Genomic DNA, 18,349 nt, shown 5'->3' on the forward strand with positions numbered 1-18,349 from the left:
AGTTTGTTTTTTTTGGGGTAAACATGACGGAAGCAACACGAGGTACGATAGGCAAATTTGCCTTATTGTCGATGACATTCGCAGCGGTATTCAACGTTCGTAATATCGTTAACAACAATATTGAATTAGGACTAAGCTCTGCGCCAATCTTTTTATTGGCAACCATGATCTATTTCATTCCTTTTGTCTTCATTATCGCTGAATTTGTATCGGCGAATAAAAACTCAGAATCAGGCATGTACGATTGGCTAAAGCAGCCTTTAGGTACCAAGATGGCGTACATGGGCTCATTCCTGTACTGGTTCGTTAATCTATTTTTCTTTATTTCATTACTGCCAAACGTGATCGCTTATGCTTCATACGCCATGATGGGGTATGAGTACAGCTTCTCACCAATCGTAACATCAGTAATTTCGATTGTGTTATTTGCTGCAGCCACCCATATTTCAACCAAAGGCGCATCATGGTTAGGTAAGATCACTGAAGTGGTAGCGTATGGTGTGTTCTCACTGTTTGCTATTTATGTAGTCGGTGCACTGCTTGCGCTGGGTAGCGATCATCAGCCAGCACAACCGATCACATTAGAAGCGATGAAGCCAACCATTAACTGGGCGACATTAGGCATCATGTGTTGGATATTCCAAGCAGCTGGTGGTGCTGAAACGGCTGCGGCATACCTTAATGATGTTAAAGGCGGTCATAAGTCATTTATTAAAGTGATCATTGTTGCGGGCATCGTGATCGGTGGTATGTACGCCCTTGGCTCTCTACTTGTGAACGTCTTCGTGGCACGTGAAGATTTAACCTATGCTGGCGGTATGGTTGAGATCTTCACGGGTATGGGTAACTACTTTAATATCTCGGAAGCGTTAGTCGGTCGTTTTGTCGGTATCGTGCTATTCATTGCCATGTTTGGCTCAATGATGATGTGGACGGCAGCGCCTGTGAAAATCCACTTCTCTGAAATTCCTAAAGGTGTTTACGGTGAGAAAACCACAGAGCTAAACGAGCATGGTGTGCCAGTACGTGCAGCATGGTGGCAGTTTGTGTTTGTATTTGTGATGTTAGTGGTTAACGGTTTTGGCTCTGAGTCAGTACAACAGATGATGAACACTGCTATTAACTTAACTGCAGGTACGGCAATGTTACCGCCAATCCTTATCATGATCGCTTACTTCGTTTTCCGCTGGAAGCATGATGATACCCCACGTGATTTTCGTATGGGCTCGCAAAAAGTGGGTATGGGTGTGGTATCTATTCTTATCGTAATTTTCGTGGTGAGTATGACGGCATCTGCGTTCCCTCCGGGTGTCGATTTAGTGCGTGCGTTCTTTATTAACGTCTTTATGACGGCGGTATTCTCTGGTCTTGCGTGGTGGTGGATTTCTCGTTTTGAGAAGAAACAGCAAAGTATGACTAAGTCTGATGAGAAGCAGCAAACAGCAGCAGCTCAAAACTGATTGCTTATCTGAGGGTTAAAAGGAAAAGCCGCTCAATATATACCCAAGCATCTTGAGGTTACTTGGGTATAGGCTTTGATCTAGAAATAAAACAGCGTTAGTGAATTTGCTGCTTTAAATACTCACCCAATTTTGAATGGTGCTGAATTCTGGACAAAGGTAAAATGACTTCAGCAGGCCCCCAAGCAAAGACATTGACAGGCGTATGGGTATGTGTGCCTGTCCCCCAGACAATATTTTGTTTTGTTGCTTGCTCACGAGCTAAAAGATTACCGCGATCATTATACGGATAAAAGGCATCAAAATCATTGATAGCAGGGACGGTCTCTTTACCTAAGTACTTGTGACTGGCCAATCGATAAGGATTCGGTTTACTGGCTAGTACGTGCTTGGCTTGCTCAGGTGTGATGCTAAAATCACTATTTTTATTAACAATTTCTGCGAATTTCTCCGGTGTCTGCTCTTTTACATCAAGGGCTTGAAACTCACTGATCATGCCATAGTAACTTTGTTTTTGGTGATATAAGCCATCAAGTATATCGAATTTACCAAAGTTGAAGTTTGGTGCGAAATCTCGCTTTTCAAATGCTTCACCACTTCTTTTCTCAGGTTTAGGAATTTCTGAAGAGGAGTAGCTAAATCCAAAAGAACCTGTTTCATGGTCGGCAGTAACAATAACCAGTGTATCCTCACGATTTTTTGCCCATTGATACACAGTGTTGACGGCTTCATCAAACTTGAGTAATTCATGCAACATGGTACCAGCATCGTTACTGTGTCCAGCCCAATCGATCTGGCCGCCTTCAACCATCAAGAAGAAGCCATTTTTATTTTGAGACAGTACATTGAGCGCTTTCTCGGTCATTTCAGCAAGTGAAGGCTGTGTACGTGAAGGATCATTTTTACTTTGGCTGTATGTAATACCATCGGCCATGCCTGAATTGGCAAATAAGCCCAATAGTTTATTTCCTTGAGAAGACGTGAGCATGGTTCGATTGAATGCCAGATCATAACCTTGTTGCTCTGCTTCTTTGAGCAAGTTTCGTTCATCTTTACGTTTGGATGTTAGGTAAACATCACCATGAGTTAACTGAGCTAACTCTTGGTAAGTGCTACCTTTATCATTGGTTGATTGTGGAATCCAATGGCGTAACCCCCCAGAAAGCAAGACATCCACTCCCGTGTTGAGCATATCTACGGCAATATTATTTTCAAGAGAGCGATGTGGCTGATGTGCGGCAAAAGCAGCAGGGGTCGCATGTGTCATACGGGTATCAGACACTAAGCCAGTGGCTTTATTGGCTGCTTTGGCTTTCTCTACGATAGTCTCGATATGATTGCCTTGGCTGTCGATACCTATTACTTCAGATGCGGTTGGAATACCAGTGGCTAACATAGTTGCTGAGCAGGCTGAATCAACCACAATCATATCTTCAGGGTTTGTCATCGAAGAACCAATGACACCATCTTGAGCCAGCGTATTAATTGCCGTTGGTTTGCCCTGATATATAGAGTTCGGAGCATGTTGGGCGTACATTTCTAGCAAACCAACTTGTTGTGGCCCCATACCGTCACCGATCATAAGAATAACATTTTTTATTTCCGCTGAAAGTGTGGTGAAGGAAAGGGTTGATGTGACTACCGCGGTAACCAATGGTGTGACCAATTTTTTCATTTCTTGTCTTGTCCTAAATGTTATAACCTTTTGCAGTAAAGCAGAAATATATGACAATGATGAGACAATTTACTTTCTAGCGGGATATTTTGAGTGTTTAGTGAAATGTGTTGATATACGAAAACACAAAAGCTGGCTCACTTTCTGGAGGTTCCAGATTGTGAGCCAGCTTAAATTATCGAGTAAGCAATGGAATTAAGTTATACCGCTAAAACAGGAGTTTGAGTCACGATTTGATTAAACTCCACTCTGGCTTGCTGTGCTGCTTGTGAAAGCTCAAGTTTTTTCTCTTTTGCTTTCATGACATTATCAAGCAAGGCTTGTAACTCGTCTTGCATTTCTTGTGGTAAGTGGTGATCGGCAAAGTTTTGATCATCGCAATGTTCCAGTGCAAAAGCACGGATTCGCTTACGAAGTTTCATCAATTCAGCTAAGGCTTCACGTTCTTCTTCTGCAGCCTCTTGAGCGGAATCTCGTGCTTTTTCAAACTTCGCCATTGCCATTCCTTCTGTTGACCATGGATCAAACTCTGGTAATTCTTCAATATTAATCGTTGGTTCAACGTAATCTTCTTGATGACGAAGGTCGAGTGTTGCTGCACGAACAGCTGAAACCATCAACATAATACAGATAACCAGAAGTGGTAATCCCCCAACAATGGCTGCGGTTTGCAATGTACTTAATCCACCCATAAACAACAGTACCGTTGGTAGGAAAGATAAAGTAAATGCCCAGAACATTCGGTTCCAGCGCATAGGCTCTTCTGTTACATTATTTTGTACCACAGAAGCCAAGATGTAAGAGATCGAGTCAAAGGTCGTTGCTGTGAAAATAATACACAGAATCGTAAACACAGCAATGACAAGGTAACTCATTGGTAATGCATCAAGCATGGCAAAAATAGCGGCGGTTGCACCTTCTGAATTTAATATGCCGACAACATCTAAGTCACCAGAGAGCTGCAGTGATAAGCCATAGTTACCTAGGATCATGAAGAATAAGAAGCAGCCAAGTGAACCAAAGAAGATAGAGCCCGCAACCATTTGTTTAATCGTACGTCCACGAGAGATACGTGCAACGAATAAGCCCATACTTGGTGCGAATACTAACCACCACGCCCAGTAGAAGATGGTCCAATCTTGCGGGAAGTGCGTATTGTCAAATGTACCGTAACCACCAAATGGTTCCGCCCAAGTTGCCATGACAAAGAAGTTAGACAACATACGACCAATTGAGTCTAACCCTGTTTCTAGCATAAAAATGGTTGGTCCAACCGCTAACACAAAAGCTAACAGACCCATCGCACCCCAAAAGTTGATATTACTCAGTACTTTAATGCCTTTCTCCATGCCTGCATAAGAAGAATAAGCAAAAATAGCGGTACAAACCAGTAGGACTAAGATTTGGCTGAAAGTGTTTTTAGGTAAGCCAAATAAATAGTTCAAGCCTTCACCGATCAGCGGAGCGGCGAGACCGAGGCTGGTTGCAGCGCCACCCAGTAAGCCAAATATAAATAGTACATCAACGACTTTACCTGTTTTTCCTTTACTTCGTTCTTCACCAAGTACTGGCATTAGTGCACTGGATACTTTTAGAACAGGCTGCTTACGCACATAAAAGAAATAAGCAATAGGTAAAGCAGGTATAAGGTAAATTGACCAAGCTATAGGTCCCCAATGAAATAAGCCATAGGTTGCAGCCCAACGCACAGCCTCTTCACTACCAGGCTCTAGTTGGAAAGGTGGTGATTGGTAGTAATAAGCCCATTCAATACAGCCCCAATAAAGAATACTTGCACCAATACCACCACAAAATAGCATCGCAGCCCAAGAAGAAGTTGCGAACTCTGGCTTTTCATCTGCTTCACCGAGTTTGATTTGTCCCATATCACTAAAAATGACGTAAATCATAAATACAAAGGCGGCAAGGCCAAGAGATAAGTATAAAAAACCCAACTTATCAGTCATAAATGTCTTTGCGACAGCAATCCATTCCGCGCCTTCAGCGGGGAATAATATTAGAGGAAAGACAATAGAAAGAAGTAGCGCGATAGCGCCAAAAAATGTGGGTTTGTCTATGAGAGAAAATGCATTTTTCACAGTTCATCATCCATTAATAGAAGTTATTCTATTATTGGCATGAGCTAAACAGTCGTTCAAATGCAGTTCATTGTCGTCACGAAAGAAACTCCGATTTGAAATTAGAGTTTAAATAATAGCAAGCAAAATACCTCCGAGACTCAGAGCGGCTGAGGTGTACTGACCTGCTGAATAAGAATCATCTTCTACTTGTTCAATTTTATCAGGGTGATCAATACCTAAAGCCCCATGAGTGAAGGACTCCACTTGGTCTCCGACAGATTTATCTTCATTTTTACGTGTTTTATCTTCATGCTCTATTTGTTGTAATGCGTTAAGCAGCGCTTTACCTTCTGTCGATAGAGTAATCTGATTTTGCTTTACTTTTATCGGTGATTGATTCGTGTCCACTTTAGTATTGGTCGGTTGAATTAAAGATGATTGAGGGCGTTTTTTTTCTGAACTCGGTACGCTATTTTCGCTATTTTTTATTGTACTGTAAGTTTGATTGGATGTTGTCCCTACAAGTTTCATCGGTGATTCCTTGATTCAAAAGCTTTTCATCTAGATATGAGTACTATGCTTTTAATAGATCGATAGCAAAGCCGTTATTTATATATCGACATACTTAGACAGTACTTGAGCAAAAAAACATCAAATCATGTCGGTAGCTTTAGTAACATATCTAATGAATTACACATGCAACTAGGACCTTAAGCAATAAACATTTTCACTTCTTATAAATTATTGAGAAGTTGTTCACAATTACTTACATATTAGAGACTTATTTCGATGTGAAAGCTGTTTAAATGCTGCAAGTTGATGATTTTTTTGCTGATATCGAATCGGTGTGGGTAATACATGTAATTGATAGTCTGAATATTGGTTGGAGATATCCTCAGTAGGAGAAATTACAATGATATTAAGAGCAGGGTTTCGATCCAGAATCGATTGTTTTATCCCAAGCCCTTTTTCTACATGAAAGTTACCCGCAATATGTACCACTTGTGAGTCAGGGAATTGAGTAAGATATTGGGTTATGGACTCCGCCATAGTTTCATCCCAAGTGATTTGTGCTGAGTATTGACGTTCGGTTTGCTCTGATTGGCCGTGGTGCATTGAAGACATAAACTTGTCTTTATATGGACGATTCTGGGTATTAATAGTTTCTGCGACCCATTGACGTTCTTCTTTATTGAGTTTATCAAGATAATCAATACCTTCACGCCCAATGCAGCGAACAATATCTTTTGGTGCATTAGATGCAATCACAGGGATTTGCTTATGTTTGGCCAGTTCGATAAGTGGACGATAATCACTTTCGTAATTTGGCCATGTGCGAGTTTGTTGCTTTAAAAACTGCTCTCCGATTTTGTTATCGAGATAGTGGTTGAGGGACGTCTGTGTGTCACGACTGAATTGCTCCATTGAAAGTGCAACTTGACGTTGGGTACTAGAAACCTGGTTTAAAAGCTCGGTTTGAAATCGATGTATGCCTGAATGTGTGTGCCATTCGCCGATAAGTATGACGTCAGCTTGCTTCAATTCTGTGGGTAAAGTTTGGAGAGAAACAGCTTCACCAGTGGGTGTATAGAGCTGGTAATCATAAAAAGTAGTCACTTGGTTTGGTGCAATACTATGGCTCAATGGTCGAGAAGATAGGCAGCCAGTGAGTGAACCCATCACAAGTAGGCCAATGAATAACACGCGCATTACAACCTCCAAACTTACTTTTCTAACCGCTGACTTCAGGACATAGGATTGAGAGTTATATACCCAAGTGACCCCAAGATCATCTCGCTGAATGCAGCATCTTGGGGTTACTTGGGTATATGTCCTGAAGTCATTTGGGACAAAGAATACCGAAATGGAAAAGTTGAATCAATGTAAATGAGAATTAGTTTCACTAAGGTGCGAGTGAGCGCATCAATTGCTTATTTTTTCGATAAACACGCAGCATAAAATCGGCTTCACATGAAAAGGCTGCACAACTTTTCAGCTGATTGCGTAATTCATCATTGGCTTTCCAAGCAAATGGTGTCATTTGAAGTAAGTCAAAAGCGGCACCATCTTTCAGTTCCATCGTGTAGTTGAGCTTTTCTTGATGCTCTAAGGTAAAACCGTCGATGATTTCTGGCTCTTCATTATGCAGGCGGACACTTTGATAAATGTGCTCACGAAGTTGATAAAGATGACGCCCTGCAGGGGTTACTGTAATCACAACACCATCTTCTTTCACCACACGCTGTAACTCTTGTGCTTTGCATGGCGCATAAATACGAAGAATGCTATCCAATGAACCCTCAGCAAATGGTAAGCGGTGACTGGAAGCCACACTGAATGCACAATTAGGGTAACGTTTAGCAGCGTAACGAATTGCCACTTTAGAGATGTCTAAGCCGTAAACAATGGCTTGATCATTTTTTGCGACCAGCGATTGTTGAATTTGTTCGGTGTAATAGCCTTCACCACAACCGATATCTAATAGTTGAGGCTGTACTCCTTGAGTGTAGTGAGCGCATAGCTGTGCCACTTTTTGGCGCATAGGATCATAGTAATTGCCCTCAAGGAATCGACGACGAGCTTGCATCATGTCTTTATTGTCACCGGGATCTTTTGAGCGTTTGTGATGAGCGGGCATCAAATTCACATAGCCTTCTTTGGCAAGGTCGAATTGATGGTTGCTTGCACATTTGAATGTTTTATCGGTCAGTTCAAGAGCCTGATGACATAAAGGGCATTGATAATTCATTGCAATCTCTAGGAGGGGAGTTGGGTTGCAAATTCTATCAAAAAGAGTCGCGTTGCGGAACATCATGAGCCGTCATTGGCGGCTCATGATGTTAAGCTGATTCAATTATCGGCTCGAAATCATCGTAATGAGCTCGTGGCTTTCACCAGGTTCTAAGGTTTTGCCTTGCTCAAGGCTAGGTGCATGAACACTGGATTCAACGCAAAGCATGGTCTCGTAACCATGGTCAGTCATATCGGTCATCGCCTTTGCACCTTCAGCCCAAGGGTTCCATAACACCGCAGAATTATGCCCATGGTTAATCACGGTTAGGGTTCGGTTGAACACAGGATCTTCAACCAAAATCTGAGCTTCAGGCTGAGTGTAAACACGATCAATGGCCTCTGTCAGTATCAGAGTGTTTTCACCTTGACATGGCTTACCCGATTGTAAGTTATCAAGGTACTCGTTACCCATACCTGTTGTTTTTGTTTGTCTTACGTCCCCGATGTTAAGGTACGTATGCAGAGCACCAGAGAATGTCCAAGGTGTAGAGTCGGTATTAGTCACTTTAAGTGATAGTTTCAGTTCCTCACCGATCTCGACAATCAAGCGTGCATCAAATTGATGAGGCCAAAGTTGATGGGTAGCTTGCGTAGCAGGCAAAGCCAGTTCAACAATGACGCCATGCTCATTTTCTCTGTGCTCGACTAATGTCCATTCTGCGGTGCGCGCAAAACCATGTGCTGGGTTAGCGATACGACCAAACCATGGCCAGCAGATTGGAATACCCCCGCGCAGGGCAGTCTGATTATCAAAGATCGCATTGTCACTCATCCAAATAAGGTCATGCTGTCCTTTTGGCTTAAATGATAAGACGTGACCGCCATGCAAAGCGATGCCAGCAGTCGCTTTATCATGAATGATACGTACTACTTTTATTTTATCGATCTCTACGATACTGACATGATCGGAAAGAACAGTTAGGGTAGGGAGAGAGTGTAAGTCCATCTAGTTTCCTAAGCGAAATCATCTATTTGACCGTAGCCGATTATAAACACGGTGATTCAATTCCAAATACAAAAAAGGCGACACAAAGGCCGCCTTTTGAACAAGATTTAGCGCTAAACGCTCATCATTAAGTAATGAATTACTTAGAGATGTGTGCGATTAGGTCTAGAACTTTGTTTGAGTAACCGATTTCGTTGTCGTACCAAGATACAACTTTAACGAAGTTATCAGTTAGTGCGATACCAGCTTTAGCATCGAATACTGAAGTTTGAACTTCACCGATGAAGTCTTGAGAAACCACTTGATCTTCAGTGTAGCCTAGAACGCCTTTTAGAGAGCCTTCAGATGCTGCTTTCATTGCTGCACAGATAGCTTCGTAAGATGCACCGTTCTTAAGGTTAACAGTTAGGTCAACAACAGAAACGTTAGCAGTTGGTACGCGGAAAGCCATACCAGTTAATTTACCGTTTAGTTCTGGAAGAACAACACCTACTGCTTTTGCTGCACCAGTTGAAGATGGGATGATGTTTTGAGAAGCACCACGACCACCGCGCCAATCTTTAGCAGAAGGACCGTCAACAGTTTTTTGGGTTGCAGTTGTTGCATGAACTGTTGTCATAAGACCAGATTCGATACCAAACTCGTCGTTAAGAACTTTAGCGATAGGAGCTAGACAGTTAGTAGTACAAGAAGCGTTAGAAACGATATCTTGACCAGCGTAAGTGTCTTGGTTAACACCCATCACGAACATTGGAGTTGCGTCTTTAGAAGGACCAGTTAGAACAACTTTCTTCGCACCAGCGGTGATGTGTTTACGTGCTGTCTCATCAGTTAGGAAAAGACCAGTTGCTTCTGCAACTACGTCAACACCGATTTCGTCCCATTTTAGATCTTCTGGGTTACGCTCAGCTGTTACACGTACAATTTTGCCGTTAACGATCAGGTTACCGCCTTCAACTTCAACAGAACCGTTGAAACGTCCATGAGTTGAATCGTATTTTAGCATGTATGCCATGTATTCAACATCGATTAGGTCATTGATACCTACAACTTCGATGTCAGAGCGCTCTTGCGCTGCACGGAATACAAAACGACCGATACGGCCAAAACCGTTAATACCTACTTTGATAGTCATTATAGTTGCTCCACAACTTAATTTCTGATTAAAGATAACTGGTAGTAAAATTACAGAATCCAGTAAACATCTGCAAGAGATAATCGGACTTAACTTGTTTAAAGTCAAAAAAAAGGTAAGCTTTTTTTAACAATTTATCGCAAGTGCTCATTTTTTAAGCTCTGCAGTGGGTGTTCTTTACTCCAATTAGCGTAATATGTCTTTCGACACGAATGCCCGTATTAAATTAACTACATATGGTGTCCCGGTGAGAAAGTATGTGCTAGAACTGTTACGAGAAGCAAGTTTTTTGCTCAAAAAGTCACGGTTAAAAACAGAAAATAAGGAACAGAAATTGATCGAAAAAAAAGGATTAAAAGTCTTGAAGCCCGATGAATATTGGCGTAAGAAGTTGTCAGATGAGGAATATGCGATTTGTCGTCAACAAGGAACTGAGCCTCCATTTTCAGGTAAGCTACTGCACAATAAAGAGGAGGGTGTTTATTTATGTACCTGTTGCCAAACACCGTTATTTTTCTCTGATAACAAATATGATTCTGGATGTGGTTGGCCAAGTTTTGATTCACCAGCAAATAGTAAAGCTGTACGCTATATTGAAGATCTCAGTCACGGAATGGTGCGAACCGAGATCCGATGTATGACTTGCGATAGCCATTTAGGGCACGTTTTTGACGATGGGCCAACAACAACAGGCGAACGTTATTGCATTAACTCAGTGTCGTTAATTTTCAACAAATCTGGCCCAGATGCCGAATAATTGCTCAATGCTGTTTTATCCTTTCATGTAATATTGGGCTTTAACTGCGACATTGACTTAAACTGAAGTACTTATTGGTTGATTATTACAGGCGTAATAATCGCTTCTAAGTAGGTATTCACTTGCTCGGGAGAGTAGGCTCCTTTTTTGAGTGATTTAGCGACACGTTTTGCTAAATCAGCTAGTTGTTCGTATTTAGATTGTGGAGTAAGAGTGAACATTCTTTCAAGTTTATCTTTGCTGGCAATTGGAACATCAAATTGTTTAGCAACCATTGCCCACATATACGCTTGCTCTTTGTGTCCAAGTTCTTGGTTCAAACTGGCCAAAGTGTTGAGTATTTCAAGCTTAAGGTTGTTTTTGTTGGACATTGTCAGGGCATTATTAAGTAGTTGAATCGTTTTTGAAGGATCTCTCTTCGCGTAAAAGGTTGCAAGAGCATACTGCATTTCAGCCGTATTGAGCTTGGGGGAACCTTCCATCCTCAAGAATAAGCGTTTAGCCTGCATATTCGCGGTTTGAGACCACAAAAAATACAATGTAGCGGGCTGAGTAGAGTTTTGGAGTTCGTTAACGATTCTATCGAGTTCTTTAATGGTATGAATCAAAGCATCGAATCGGTTTCTTTTTAGTTCGTTTTGATCAATCGGGGTAATTTGAGAAGCCAACTCTAAGCATTTGCGGTATTCCGCTAACAAGCCATATTCTTTGATCTGATTTGCTTCTGAATGAACTTGGAGTTGTTCAAAGCGATGCCATATGAGATTAGTACGTGGAATACGGCACCGGCCGTCATTGATATTAAGTTTTTTGCATTGCAACTCAGAGTGATTTTGACACAACTCCTCTGTTTTAACATTACCATCGAAGCAACCTGTTAATAATAAACTGCAAAATATTAGCAACCTCGAAGAAACAGTTACTTTAGGAAACATGATTGCTTTTGAAGAAAATATCAGAAATGTGTTTTTTCGTTTCATCGATTTTGCTTGTGATCCGTTACACCAATTTATTTTGTAAACCTTGACTCTATCTGCAATGACGTTATGTTCTGTGATCAAAATGTTATTAAGAGGCACATTATGGACGCAGATCAATTATTAGATGCGATCACACCAGAAGTCTATGAGCGGCTGGTCTACGCAGTTGAAACGGGCAGATGGCCAGAAGGTACGCCGTTATCTCAAGAACAAAGAGATTCATGTATGCAAGCCGTTATGTTGTATCAATCGAAACATAACACGGATGCGCAGCATATGACAGTTGCAGCAGGTGGAGAAATTAGCTTTAAATCAAAGCAAGAGCTGAAAAAGCAATTCAATCAAGAAGAAAGCGATATTGTTCGCATTAACCCAAACCAACATTAATTTGTCTTGGGTTCGCGTTGGTCGCGTATTGCAAAGCCCAAAATTCAACATTGGGCTTTGCATCAAGTCTGAGATAGCGTTTAGAGACTCATTTCACCTCGCAGCACTTGCTTCATGCGCTCTTTGATTTGCTCATAAGTGAGGTTTTGGCTCAGCAGGTAATGCAGTTTTGCTAAAGCTGCTTCTGGCGTCATATCGAAGCCGCTGATTACGCCCGCATCAGCCAGCGCACACCCTGTTGCGTAGCCGCCCATATTAACTTTCCCTGCAAGACATTGAGTTAGGTTTACCACGATGACACCACGCTCGGAAGCTTCTTTTAAGTGGTTGAGAAGGTCCGGATTTTGAGGAGCATTACCCACTCCAAAAGTCAGCAGGATCATCGCATTAACGGGTTGGCGCAATGTGTTACGAATTACTTCGTGTGAAATGCCAGGGTACATGGTGATCACACCAATTGGTTGCGGCGTAATATTATGGACCTTGAACTCACCTTGTGGTTTTTCATTAACCTGAATGTTATTGTTGACTTGAATATTGATCCCAGCTTCGAGAAGTGCAGGTAAATTCGGGGATGTAAATGCATTAAAGCCATCAGCGTGTGATTTAGTACTGCGGTTCCCTCGCATCAGCTGATTGTTAAAGAATAGCGTGACTTCATTGATTGGGTAGTTTGCTGCAATATGAAGAGCATTAAGGAGGTTTGCTTGACCGTCAGAGCGCAGCTCAGCTAATGGGATCTGTGAGCCTGTAACGATAACAGGTTTGCCCAGGTTCTCTAACATGAATGATAAAGCAGAAGCGGTGTAGGCCATGGTATCTGTACCATGCAATATGACAAAACCATCATACTTTTCATAGTTGTCACGAATATCATCGGCGATTTGCTGCCAGTCAGCTGGCGTCATATCAGACGAGTCAATCAAAGGATCGTATTCGTGAATGGTGTACTCTGGCATTTCAGGGCGATGGAATTCAGGCATGCTTGCCAATTGTTTTTCCATAAAACCAGCGATAGGGACATAACCATGCGCGGATTTCTGCATACCGATGGTGCCACCAGTGTAAGCGATGTAGATGTGTTTTCTGGTCATCGTTCTACTTTTTGTATGTGAGGGAACAGTGGCGGGGATTATAACGGAATCGCATCTAATAAAAAGGGGCATCTCAATGAGAACGCCCCTTTATTGTTTACTTTATAAATTTTCTAATAAGTCAAAGCTTGTAAACAGTCTATTGAACTTGGCAGTTCAAACAAAATGCATAGATTCCCTTTGGATCATTGAAGCTCTGAAGCAAACTTGCATCTTGGTTCAACTGTTTAGCAATCGGTTGAAGGCTCTTAGGCACCAAGCTCATCGCGTCGACACCATAAGAGACTTTCACTTGCTGCATGAACTGCTGTAGGAAGAGTTCAGCAGGAGACAGTGGCTCTTCAATCCAGTTGAGGTCGTATGATTCAAGGTTAGCTAATTGTGCTGCTGCATCAATGGCATCATCAAAATCACCCATTTGATCGACCAGATTAAACGACAATGCATCTTGACCTGTCCAAACGTGACCTTGTGCGACGTGATCGACTTCAGTTAACGGAATGTCTCGGCTAGAGCTGACTAGGGTCGTAAAGCGTTTGTAGCCGTGATTAATGCCAAGTTGGAAAGCTTGTGCTGCACCTGCCGAGAGGCCTGTTGTGATACCGTCACCAGAAAACGGCGAAGTGCCAATACCATCAGTATTGATGCCTAATTTGTGTAAGCTCTTTTCAAAGGTAGTAATCACACTGAAAATGCCAATCGATCCTGTCAGGGTCGTCGGTTGAGCGATGATTTTATCTGCGCTCATTGAAATCCAATAACCACCTGAAGCCGCTAGGCTCGACATGGATACGACAACCGGTTTACCAGATTCTTTGAGGGCTAATACTTCATTTCTGATCACTTCAGAAGCAAAGGCGCTACCGCCAGGGCTATCGACGCGGAGTACAACTGCCTTCACTTTATCATCATTACGAGCTTGACGAAGTTTGTTTGCAATTGTGTCACCACCGATGGTCCCTCTTGGTTGCTCACCATCTAAGATGGTACCGCTGGCAACAACCACTGCGATTTCATTGTCTGAGTTCGCTGGGTTAGAAAGTACTGTGGTGCGGTATTCATGGTAATCAATGGCATTAAAACTGTGTTTATCGTCCTGGCCAAAGACATCTATCAGCTGTTTGCGCACTTGTTCACGAGTTGCAAGCTCATCGACTAAGCCTTTGTTGAGTGCGAGTTGAGCAATATCCCCTTCAACAGCTTCTAGATCAGCGAGCAGCTCTTCCATGGTTGGATTAAGCGTGCTGTTAGCAAACTTGCGGTTAGAAGCAACATCATCGACGTAAGCACTCCAAAGTTGAGTGATCCAACGGGTGGTCGATTCTTTTGCAGCCTCAGACATATCGTCGCGAATAAAAGGCTCTATGGCCGATTTATAAGTACCAACACGGAAGACGTGCGTTGAGACATCGAGCTTTTCAAGTAGAGATTTATAGTACATTGAGTATGCACTGTAGCCTTTAATCATCACTCCGCCATCTGGCGCAAGGAAAATTTTATCGGCATAGCTTGCCAAGTAGTACTGACTTTGGTTGTAGAAGCTTCCAGTCGCATAGATAGGCTTTTCAGACGTTTTAAACTCATTGAGTGCTTTTGCAATGTAGCGCAGTTTGGTTAAATTGGTTTCTGCCATGTTGCCAAGAGCCAGAACCAAGCCTGATATTTTTGGATCGTCTTTAGCACGACGAATGGTGTCGACGATATCGAATAAAACGTTTTCTTCAGGGATATCACCACCAAAAGCAGACCCTGTAAAAGAATCCATCGCACTGATGTAGTGACTTTGCTCGACAATTGAGCCAGATAGATTCAAAACCAGCGCCGATTCTTTCTCGAGCACAGGTTGTTCGGGCGCACTGTAGGTCAATGCGAAGTAAAGAGCGGCAATGAATACCAAGAAAAGTACGTTTGCCAAGGCCAGTCTGATAAAGGTAATAACTTTCCATATTCCCTTAAAAATCAGACCAATAGGTTTGAAGATGTTTTTCATTTTTTCCCCATAACGAAATAGTGAGCCTTGTCACGAAATAATGAACCTTGCCACAATGGCGCAGTATTTAATCTTCTGAAAGGTAATAACGTCTCAGCATATCATGAGCGCAGGATAATTGGCATATTTTGTAACGAGATTGACTTGTGTTGCAAAAATGTAAACGATTGTTTGATTTTTATGTTTGTGATGATTAAAGTGGTCTGACCATAATAAAATGGATGCTGAATAATGTCTGCCATGTACCCAAATATGTTAAAGCCATTGGACTTAGGTTTTACGCAACTTCGTAATCGAGTTCTTATGGGATCGATGCACACTGGATTAGAGGAACACAAAGAAGGCCTTCAAAAGCTCGCCGCTTTTTATGAAGAGCGTGCCAAAGGTGGAGTAGGCTTAATTGTCACTGGTGGTTTTTCGCCCAATTTACGCGGTCGTCTTCATCCCCTTAGTGCAGAGTTCAGTAAGTCTAAACATGCTAAAGCACATAAAGTGGTCACTGAAGCTGTACATAAACATGGTGGTAAAATTGCTTTGCAGATTTTACATGCTGGACGTTATGCAATGCACCCTTTCGCTCAAAGTGCGTCGAGTATTAAAGCACCGATAGCGAAATTTGCACCAAATGAAATGAGTGCAAAGCAAATTAAAAAAACCATTGAAGCATTTGCAAATAGCGCTAATTTGGCACAACTTGCAGGTTACGATGGTGTCGAGCTTATGGGCTCTGAAGGTTACCTGATCAACCAGTTTCTATGTAAACGTACCAATGTACGCTATGACGATTGGGGAGGCAGTTACCAAAAACGTATGCGGTTTGCGGTTGAAATTGTCAAAGCGGTGCGTAAAGCTGTCGGAGAAAAATTTATCATTATTTTCCGACTGTCGATGTTAGATCTTGTCGAGCAAGGCAGTACCTTTGAAGATGTGATTGAGTTGGCAAAAGCGCTGGAAGATGCAGGTGTTTCACTGATTAATACGGGGATTGGCTGGCATGAGGCTCGAATCCCAACAATTGCAACGCAAGTGCCTCGCGGAGCCTTCACTTGGGTGACTGAAAAAGTGAAGCCTCATGTATCAGTCCCGATCATTACGTGTAATCGTATCAATACACCAGAAGAAGCAGAACGTATTTTGAGCTCTGGACAAGCTGATATGGTTTCAATGGCACGTCCTTTCCTGGCTGACCCCTATTTTGTTGCTAAGGCTGAGCAGAAAAAATCCAAACTAATTAATACTTGCATTGGTTGTAATCAGGCCTGTTTAGATAATGTTTTTCGTGGCAAACGAGCCAGTTGTTTAGTTAACCCTCTGGCTTGTTATGAAACTGAAATTGTCGTTGAACCCGCATTTAACCAGAAAACCATTGCTGTTGTCGGAGCTGGGCCGGCTGGATTAGCGTGTGCTACGACACTGGCTGAACGGGGGCACAAAGTTGATTTGTTTGAAAAGAATGATCGTATCGGAGGACAATTCCGCTTAGCAATGCAGATCCCTGGTAAAGAAGAGTTCCGAGAAACAATCCGCTATTTTGCCAATAGGATCGATGAAACAGGTGTGAACCTTCATTTAGATACGGAAGCGGATTTCGATTTACTTAGTGAATATGATGAAGTGGTTATGGCCAGTGGTGTTGAGCCACGTAAGGTTCATATTGATGGCATCGATACACCTAATAAAGTCGTGGACTATCAAACTCTCATTCGTGATAAAACCATTTTGGGTGAAAAAGTCGCAATTGTTGGCGCTGGTGGTATTGGTATCGATGTCGCAACCATGATCACTGAGCCTGTTGAACAAACCTTAGATGACTGGTTGCAAGAGTGGGGGATAGATAAAGAAATGTCCCATCCAGGGGGATTATTCCCATACCCTGAAGTGCTCAGTGATAAAGAAGTTTGGGTTTTGCAACGTCGTAAAGGAAGAGTTGGAAAAGGTCCAGGTAAAACAACCGGCTGGATTCACAAACGGACGCTTGAAAAACGTGGTGTGCATCTTATCGGTGGTGTCGCCTATGACAAAGTTGATGAGCAGGGTTTGTACGTTCATGTTAACGGCCAATCTCAATTACTAGAAGCTGACAAAGTGGTCATTTGTGCTGGGCAAGAATCGGTTCGTCCTTTTGAAGATAAGTGGCCGGAGTTTGGTGATAAGCTGCATATTATTGGTGGTGCGGATTACGCAGGCGAGCTCGATGCTGTTCGAGCGATTCGTCAAGGGGTGAAGCTAGCCGTGACTTTGTAAAGTTTTAGATCTGGCTAAGAGAATAACCTGCCATAAAAGCGCGCTATAGGCATAGCGCGCTTTTTTAGTTTATCTGTATTTATACCAAGTATCTTAAGGTCACTCGGGTATATATCCTTACAAAACCAACCGTTAATCGCAGGGTTCGATTATGCTAGAGTTAAAAAGTACGATTTTATATAGAATTCATAAAGGATATGCTCATGGAAGCTCTTGATCTTTTGCTTAATCGCCGCTCAATCGCCAAATTGTCTGAACCAGCACCAGAGGGTAAAGCATTAGAGAATATTATTCGTGCAGGCCTAAGAGCGCCTGATCATGCAGGTCTTACTCCTTGGCGTTTTGTGATTGCTCAAGGTGATGGCCTTAAAAAACTGTCTGATATTTTCGTGAAAGCAGCACAGGCAGAAAATAGTGATGATGCGATCATAGAAAAAGTAAAAAATGCACCTTTTCGCGCACCTATGGTGATCACTGTGATTGCCAAAGTGACCCCTCATGACAAAGTGCCAGCGTTGGAGCAGCACCTATCGGCTGGTTGTGCTGTTCAAGCGATGCAAATGGCAGCGGTTGCGCAAGGCTTTCAAGGCTTTTGGCGCTCGGGTAAATGGATGTTCCATCCCGAGGTACATCAGGCTTTTGGCTTGGAAGGGGAAGATGAGATTGTCGGTTTTCTTTATCTTGGTACGCCAGGGTGTACTCCATTAAAAGTGCCAGAACGAGAGCTCACTCAGTTTGTTGAGTTTATCTGACCAGTTGTAGAGCAGAAGCTGTAAAGCAGAGTATCTTGCGGTCAATGATGAATGT

Annotated in this window: 15 protein-coding genes; 5 read left to right on the forward strand and 10 right to left on the reverse strand. The window is 42.4% G+C overall.

Annotated features, from left to right (window positions below; all coding sequences use genetic code 11):
* Nucleotides 1-23 precede the first annotated feature (23 nt).
* Nucleotides 24-1,460 (forward strand): amino acid permease, encoded by a 1,437-nt coding sequence (locus VSA01S_RS02730; RefSeq protein WP_039980595.1) that lies wholly within the window; start codon nt 24-26, stop codon nt 1,458-1,460.
* A 97-nt stretch (nt 1,461-1,557) separates the two neighbouring features.
* Here the strand turns inward: VSA01S_RS02730 and VSA01S_RS02735 are convergent, their stop codons facing one another.
* The 7 genes from VSA01S_RS02735 to gap all read right to left on the reverse strand — a co-directional run bounded on the left by VSA01S_RS02735 (nt 1,558) and on the right by gap (nt 10,090).
* Entirely contained in the window at nt 1,558-3,135 is a 1,578-nt protein-coding gene (locus VSA01S_RS02735; protein WP_039980594.1) for an alkaline phosphatase, read from the reverse strand.
* Nucleotides 3,136-3,335: 200 nt separating this feature from the next.
* Nucleotides 3,336-5,234: a BCCT family transporter gene (locus tag VSA01S_RS02740; protein ID WP_039980592.1), complete on the reverse strand. Its 1,899-nt coding sequence runs from the start codon at nt 5,232-5,234 to the stop codon at nt 3,336-3,338.
* A gap of 108 nt (nt 5,235-5,342) precedes the next feature.
* Nucleotides 5,343-5,747 carry a hypothetical protein gene (locus VSA01S_RS02745; protein ID WP_039980591.1) on the reverse strand — a complete coding sequence of 135 codons (405 nt, stop codon included), beginning with the start codon at nt 5,745-5,747 and terminating at the stop codon, nt 5,343-5,345.
* Between the two features lie 231 nt (nt 5,748-5,978).
* On the reverse strand, nt 5,979-6,926 hold the full coding sequence (locus tag VSA01S_RS02750; RefSeq protein WP_039980590.1) for a ChaN family lipoprotein: 948 nt from the start codon (nt 6,924-6,926) through the stop codon (nt 5,979-5,981).
* 193 nt (nt 6,927-7,119) lie between these two features.
* Entirely contained in the window at nt 7,120-7,965 is an 846-nt protein-coding gene (gene rlmA, locus VSA01S_RS02755; protein WP_039980589.1) for a 23S rRNA (guanine(745)-N(1))-methyltransferase, read from the reverse strand.
* 105 nt (nt 7,966-8,070) lie between these two features.
* Nucleotides 8,071-8,955, reverse strand: a complete 885-nt coding sequence (locus VSA01S_RS02760; protein ID WP_039980588.1) for a D-hexose-6-phosphate mutarotase — start codon at nt 8,953-8,955, stop codon at nt 8,071-8,073.
* A 139-nt stretch (nt 8,956-9,094) separates the two neighbouring features.
* The gene (gap, locus tag VSA01S_RS02765; RefSeq protein ID WP_039980587.1) at nt 9,095-10,090 is read right to left on the reverse strand and encodes a type I glyceraldehyde-3-phosphate dehydrogenase; all 996 of its coding nucleotides are present in this window, start codon (nt 10,088-10,090) and stop codon (nt 9,095-9,097) included.
* A gap of 337 nt (nt 10,091-10,427) precedes the next feature.
* Here gap and msrB point away from each other — a divergent pair, with 337 nt between their 5' ends.
* On the forward strand, nt 10,428-10,847 hold the full coding sequence (gene msrB / locus VSA01S_RS02770; protein ID WP_039980613.1) for a peptide-methionine (R)-S-oxide reductase MsrB: 420 nt from the start codon (nt 10,428-10,430) through the stop codon (nt 10,845-10,847).
* A gap of 71 nt (nt 10,848-10,918) precedes the next feature.
* On the opposite strand, the gene VSA01S_RS02775 is transcribed toward msrB, so the two are convergent.
* Nucleotides 10,919-11,782 carry a DUF2989 domain-containing protein gene (locus tag VSA01S_RS02775; protein ID WP_050567314.1) on the reverse strand — a complete coding sequence of 288 codons (864 nt, stop codon included), beginning with the start codon at nt 11,780-11,782 and terminating at the stop codon, nt 10,919-10,921.
* 147 nt (nt 11,783-11,929) lie between these two features.
* Between VSA01S_RS02775 and VSA01S_RS02780 the strand changes: the two genes are divergently transcribed.
* Entirely contained in the window at nt 11,930-12,214 is a 285-nt protein-coding gene (locus VSA01S_RS02780; RefSeq protein WP_039980586.1) for a YeaC family protein, read from the forward strand.
* Nucleotides 12,215-12,294: 80 nt separating this feature from the next.
* Here the strand turns inward: VSA01S_RS02780 and ansA are convergent, their stop codons facing one another.
* Both ansA and sppA read right to left on the reverse strand, forming a co-directional pair.
* Complete coding sequence (gene ansA / locus VSA01S_RS02785) at nt 12,295-13,308, reverse strand: asparaginase (RefSeq protein WP_039980585.1); 1,014 nt, start codon at nt 13,306-13,308, stop codon at nt 12,295-12,297.
* Nucleotides 13,309-13,447: 139 nt separating this feature from the next.
* Nucleotides 13,448-15,298, reverse strand: a complete 1,851-nt coding sequence (gene sppA, locus VSA01S_RS02790; protein WP_039980584.1) for a signal peptide peptidase SppA — start codon at nt 15,296-15,298, stop codon at nt 13,448-13,450.
* A 231-nt stretch (nt 15,299-15,529) separates the two neighbouring features.
* Between sppA and VSA01S_RS02795 the strand changes: the two genes are divergently transcribed.
* Complete coding sequence (locus VSA01S_RS02795) at nt 15,530-17,542, forward strand: NADPH-dependent 2,4-dienoyl-CoA reductase (protein WP_039980583.1); 2,013 nt, start codon at nt 15,530-15,532, stop codon at nt 17,540-17,542.
* A gap of 203 nt (nt 17,543-17,745) precedes the next feature.
* Complete coding sequence (locus VSA01S_RS02800; RefSeq protein ID WP_039980582.1) at nt 17,746-18,294, forward strand: NAD(P)H nitroreductase; 549 nt, start codon at nt 17,746-17,748, stop codon at nt 18,292-18,294.
* Nucleotides 18,295-18,349: the final 55 nt, after the last annotated feature.

The organism is Vibrio sagamiensis NBRC 104589, assembly GCF_007990935.1.
In the GTDB taxonomy this organism is placed as follows: domain Bacteria; phylum Pseudomonadota; class Gammaproteobacteria; order Enterobacterales; family Vibrionaceae; genus Vibrio; species Vibrio sagamiensis.

What these genes read in the sequence shown, in the direction of transcription:
- VSA01S_RS02800 (WP_039980582.1), top strand. Translation starts at nt 17,746, where the DNA reads ATGGAAGCTCTTGATCTTTTGCTTAATCGCCGCTCAATCGCCAAATTG.
- rlmA (WP_039980589.1), bottom strand. Translation starts at nt 7,965, where the DNA reads ATGAATTATCAATGCCCTTTATGTCATCAGGCTCTTGAACTGACCGAT.
- VSA01S_RS02780 (WP_039980586.1), top strand. Translation starts at nt 11,930, where the DNA reads ATGGACGCAGATCAATTATTAGATGCGATCACACCAGAAGTCTATGAG.
- ansA (WP_039980585.1), bottom strand. Translation starts at nt 13,308, where the DNA reads ATGACCAGAAAACACATCTACATCGCTTACACTGGTGGCACCATCGGT.
- sppA (WP_039980584.1), bottom strand. Translation starts at nt 15,298, where the DNA reads ATGAAAAACATCTTCAAACCTATTGGTCTGATTTTTAAGGGAATATGG.
- VSA01S_RS02760 (WP_039980588.1), bottom strand. Translation starts at nt 8,955, where the DNA reads ATGGACTTACACTCTCTCCCTACCCTAACTGTTCTTTCCGATCATGTC.
- VSA01S_RS02750 (WP_039980590.1), bottom strand. Translation starts at nt 6,926, where the DNA reads ATGCGCGTGTTATTCATTGGCCTACTTGTGATGGGTTCACTCACTGGC.
- VSA01S_RS02745 (WP_039980591.1), bottom strand. Translation starts at nt 5,747, where the DNA reads ATGAAACTTGTAGGGACAACATCCAATCAAACTTACAGTACAATAAAA.
- VSA01S_RS02795 (WP_039980583.1), top strand. Translation starts at nt 15,530, where the DNA reads ATGTCTGCCATGTACCCAAATATGTTAAAGCCATTGGACTTAGGTTTT.
- gap (WP_039980587.1), bottom strand. Translation starts at nt 10,090, where the DNA reads ATGACTATCAAAGTAGGTATTAACGGTTTTGGCCGTATCGGTCGTTTT.
- VSA01S_RS02730 (WP_039980595.1), top strand. Translation starts at nt 24, where the DNA reads ATGACGGAAGCAACACGAGGTACGATAGGCAAATTTGCCTTATTGTCG.
- VSA01S_RS02775 (WP_050567314.1), bottom strand. Translation starts at nt 11,782, where the DNA reads ATGTTTCCTAAAGTAACTGTTTCTTCGAGGTTGCTAATATTTTGCAGT.
- VSA01S_RS02735 (WP_039980594.1), bottom strand. Translation starts at nt 3,135, where the DNA reads ATGAAAAAATTGGTCACACCATTGGTTACCGCGGTAGTCACATCAACC.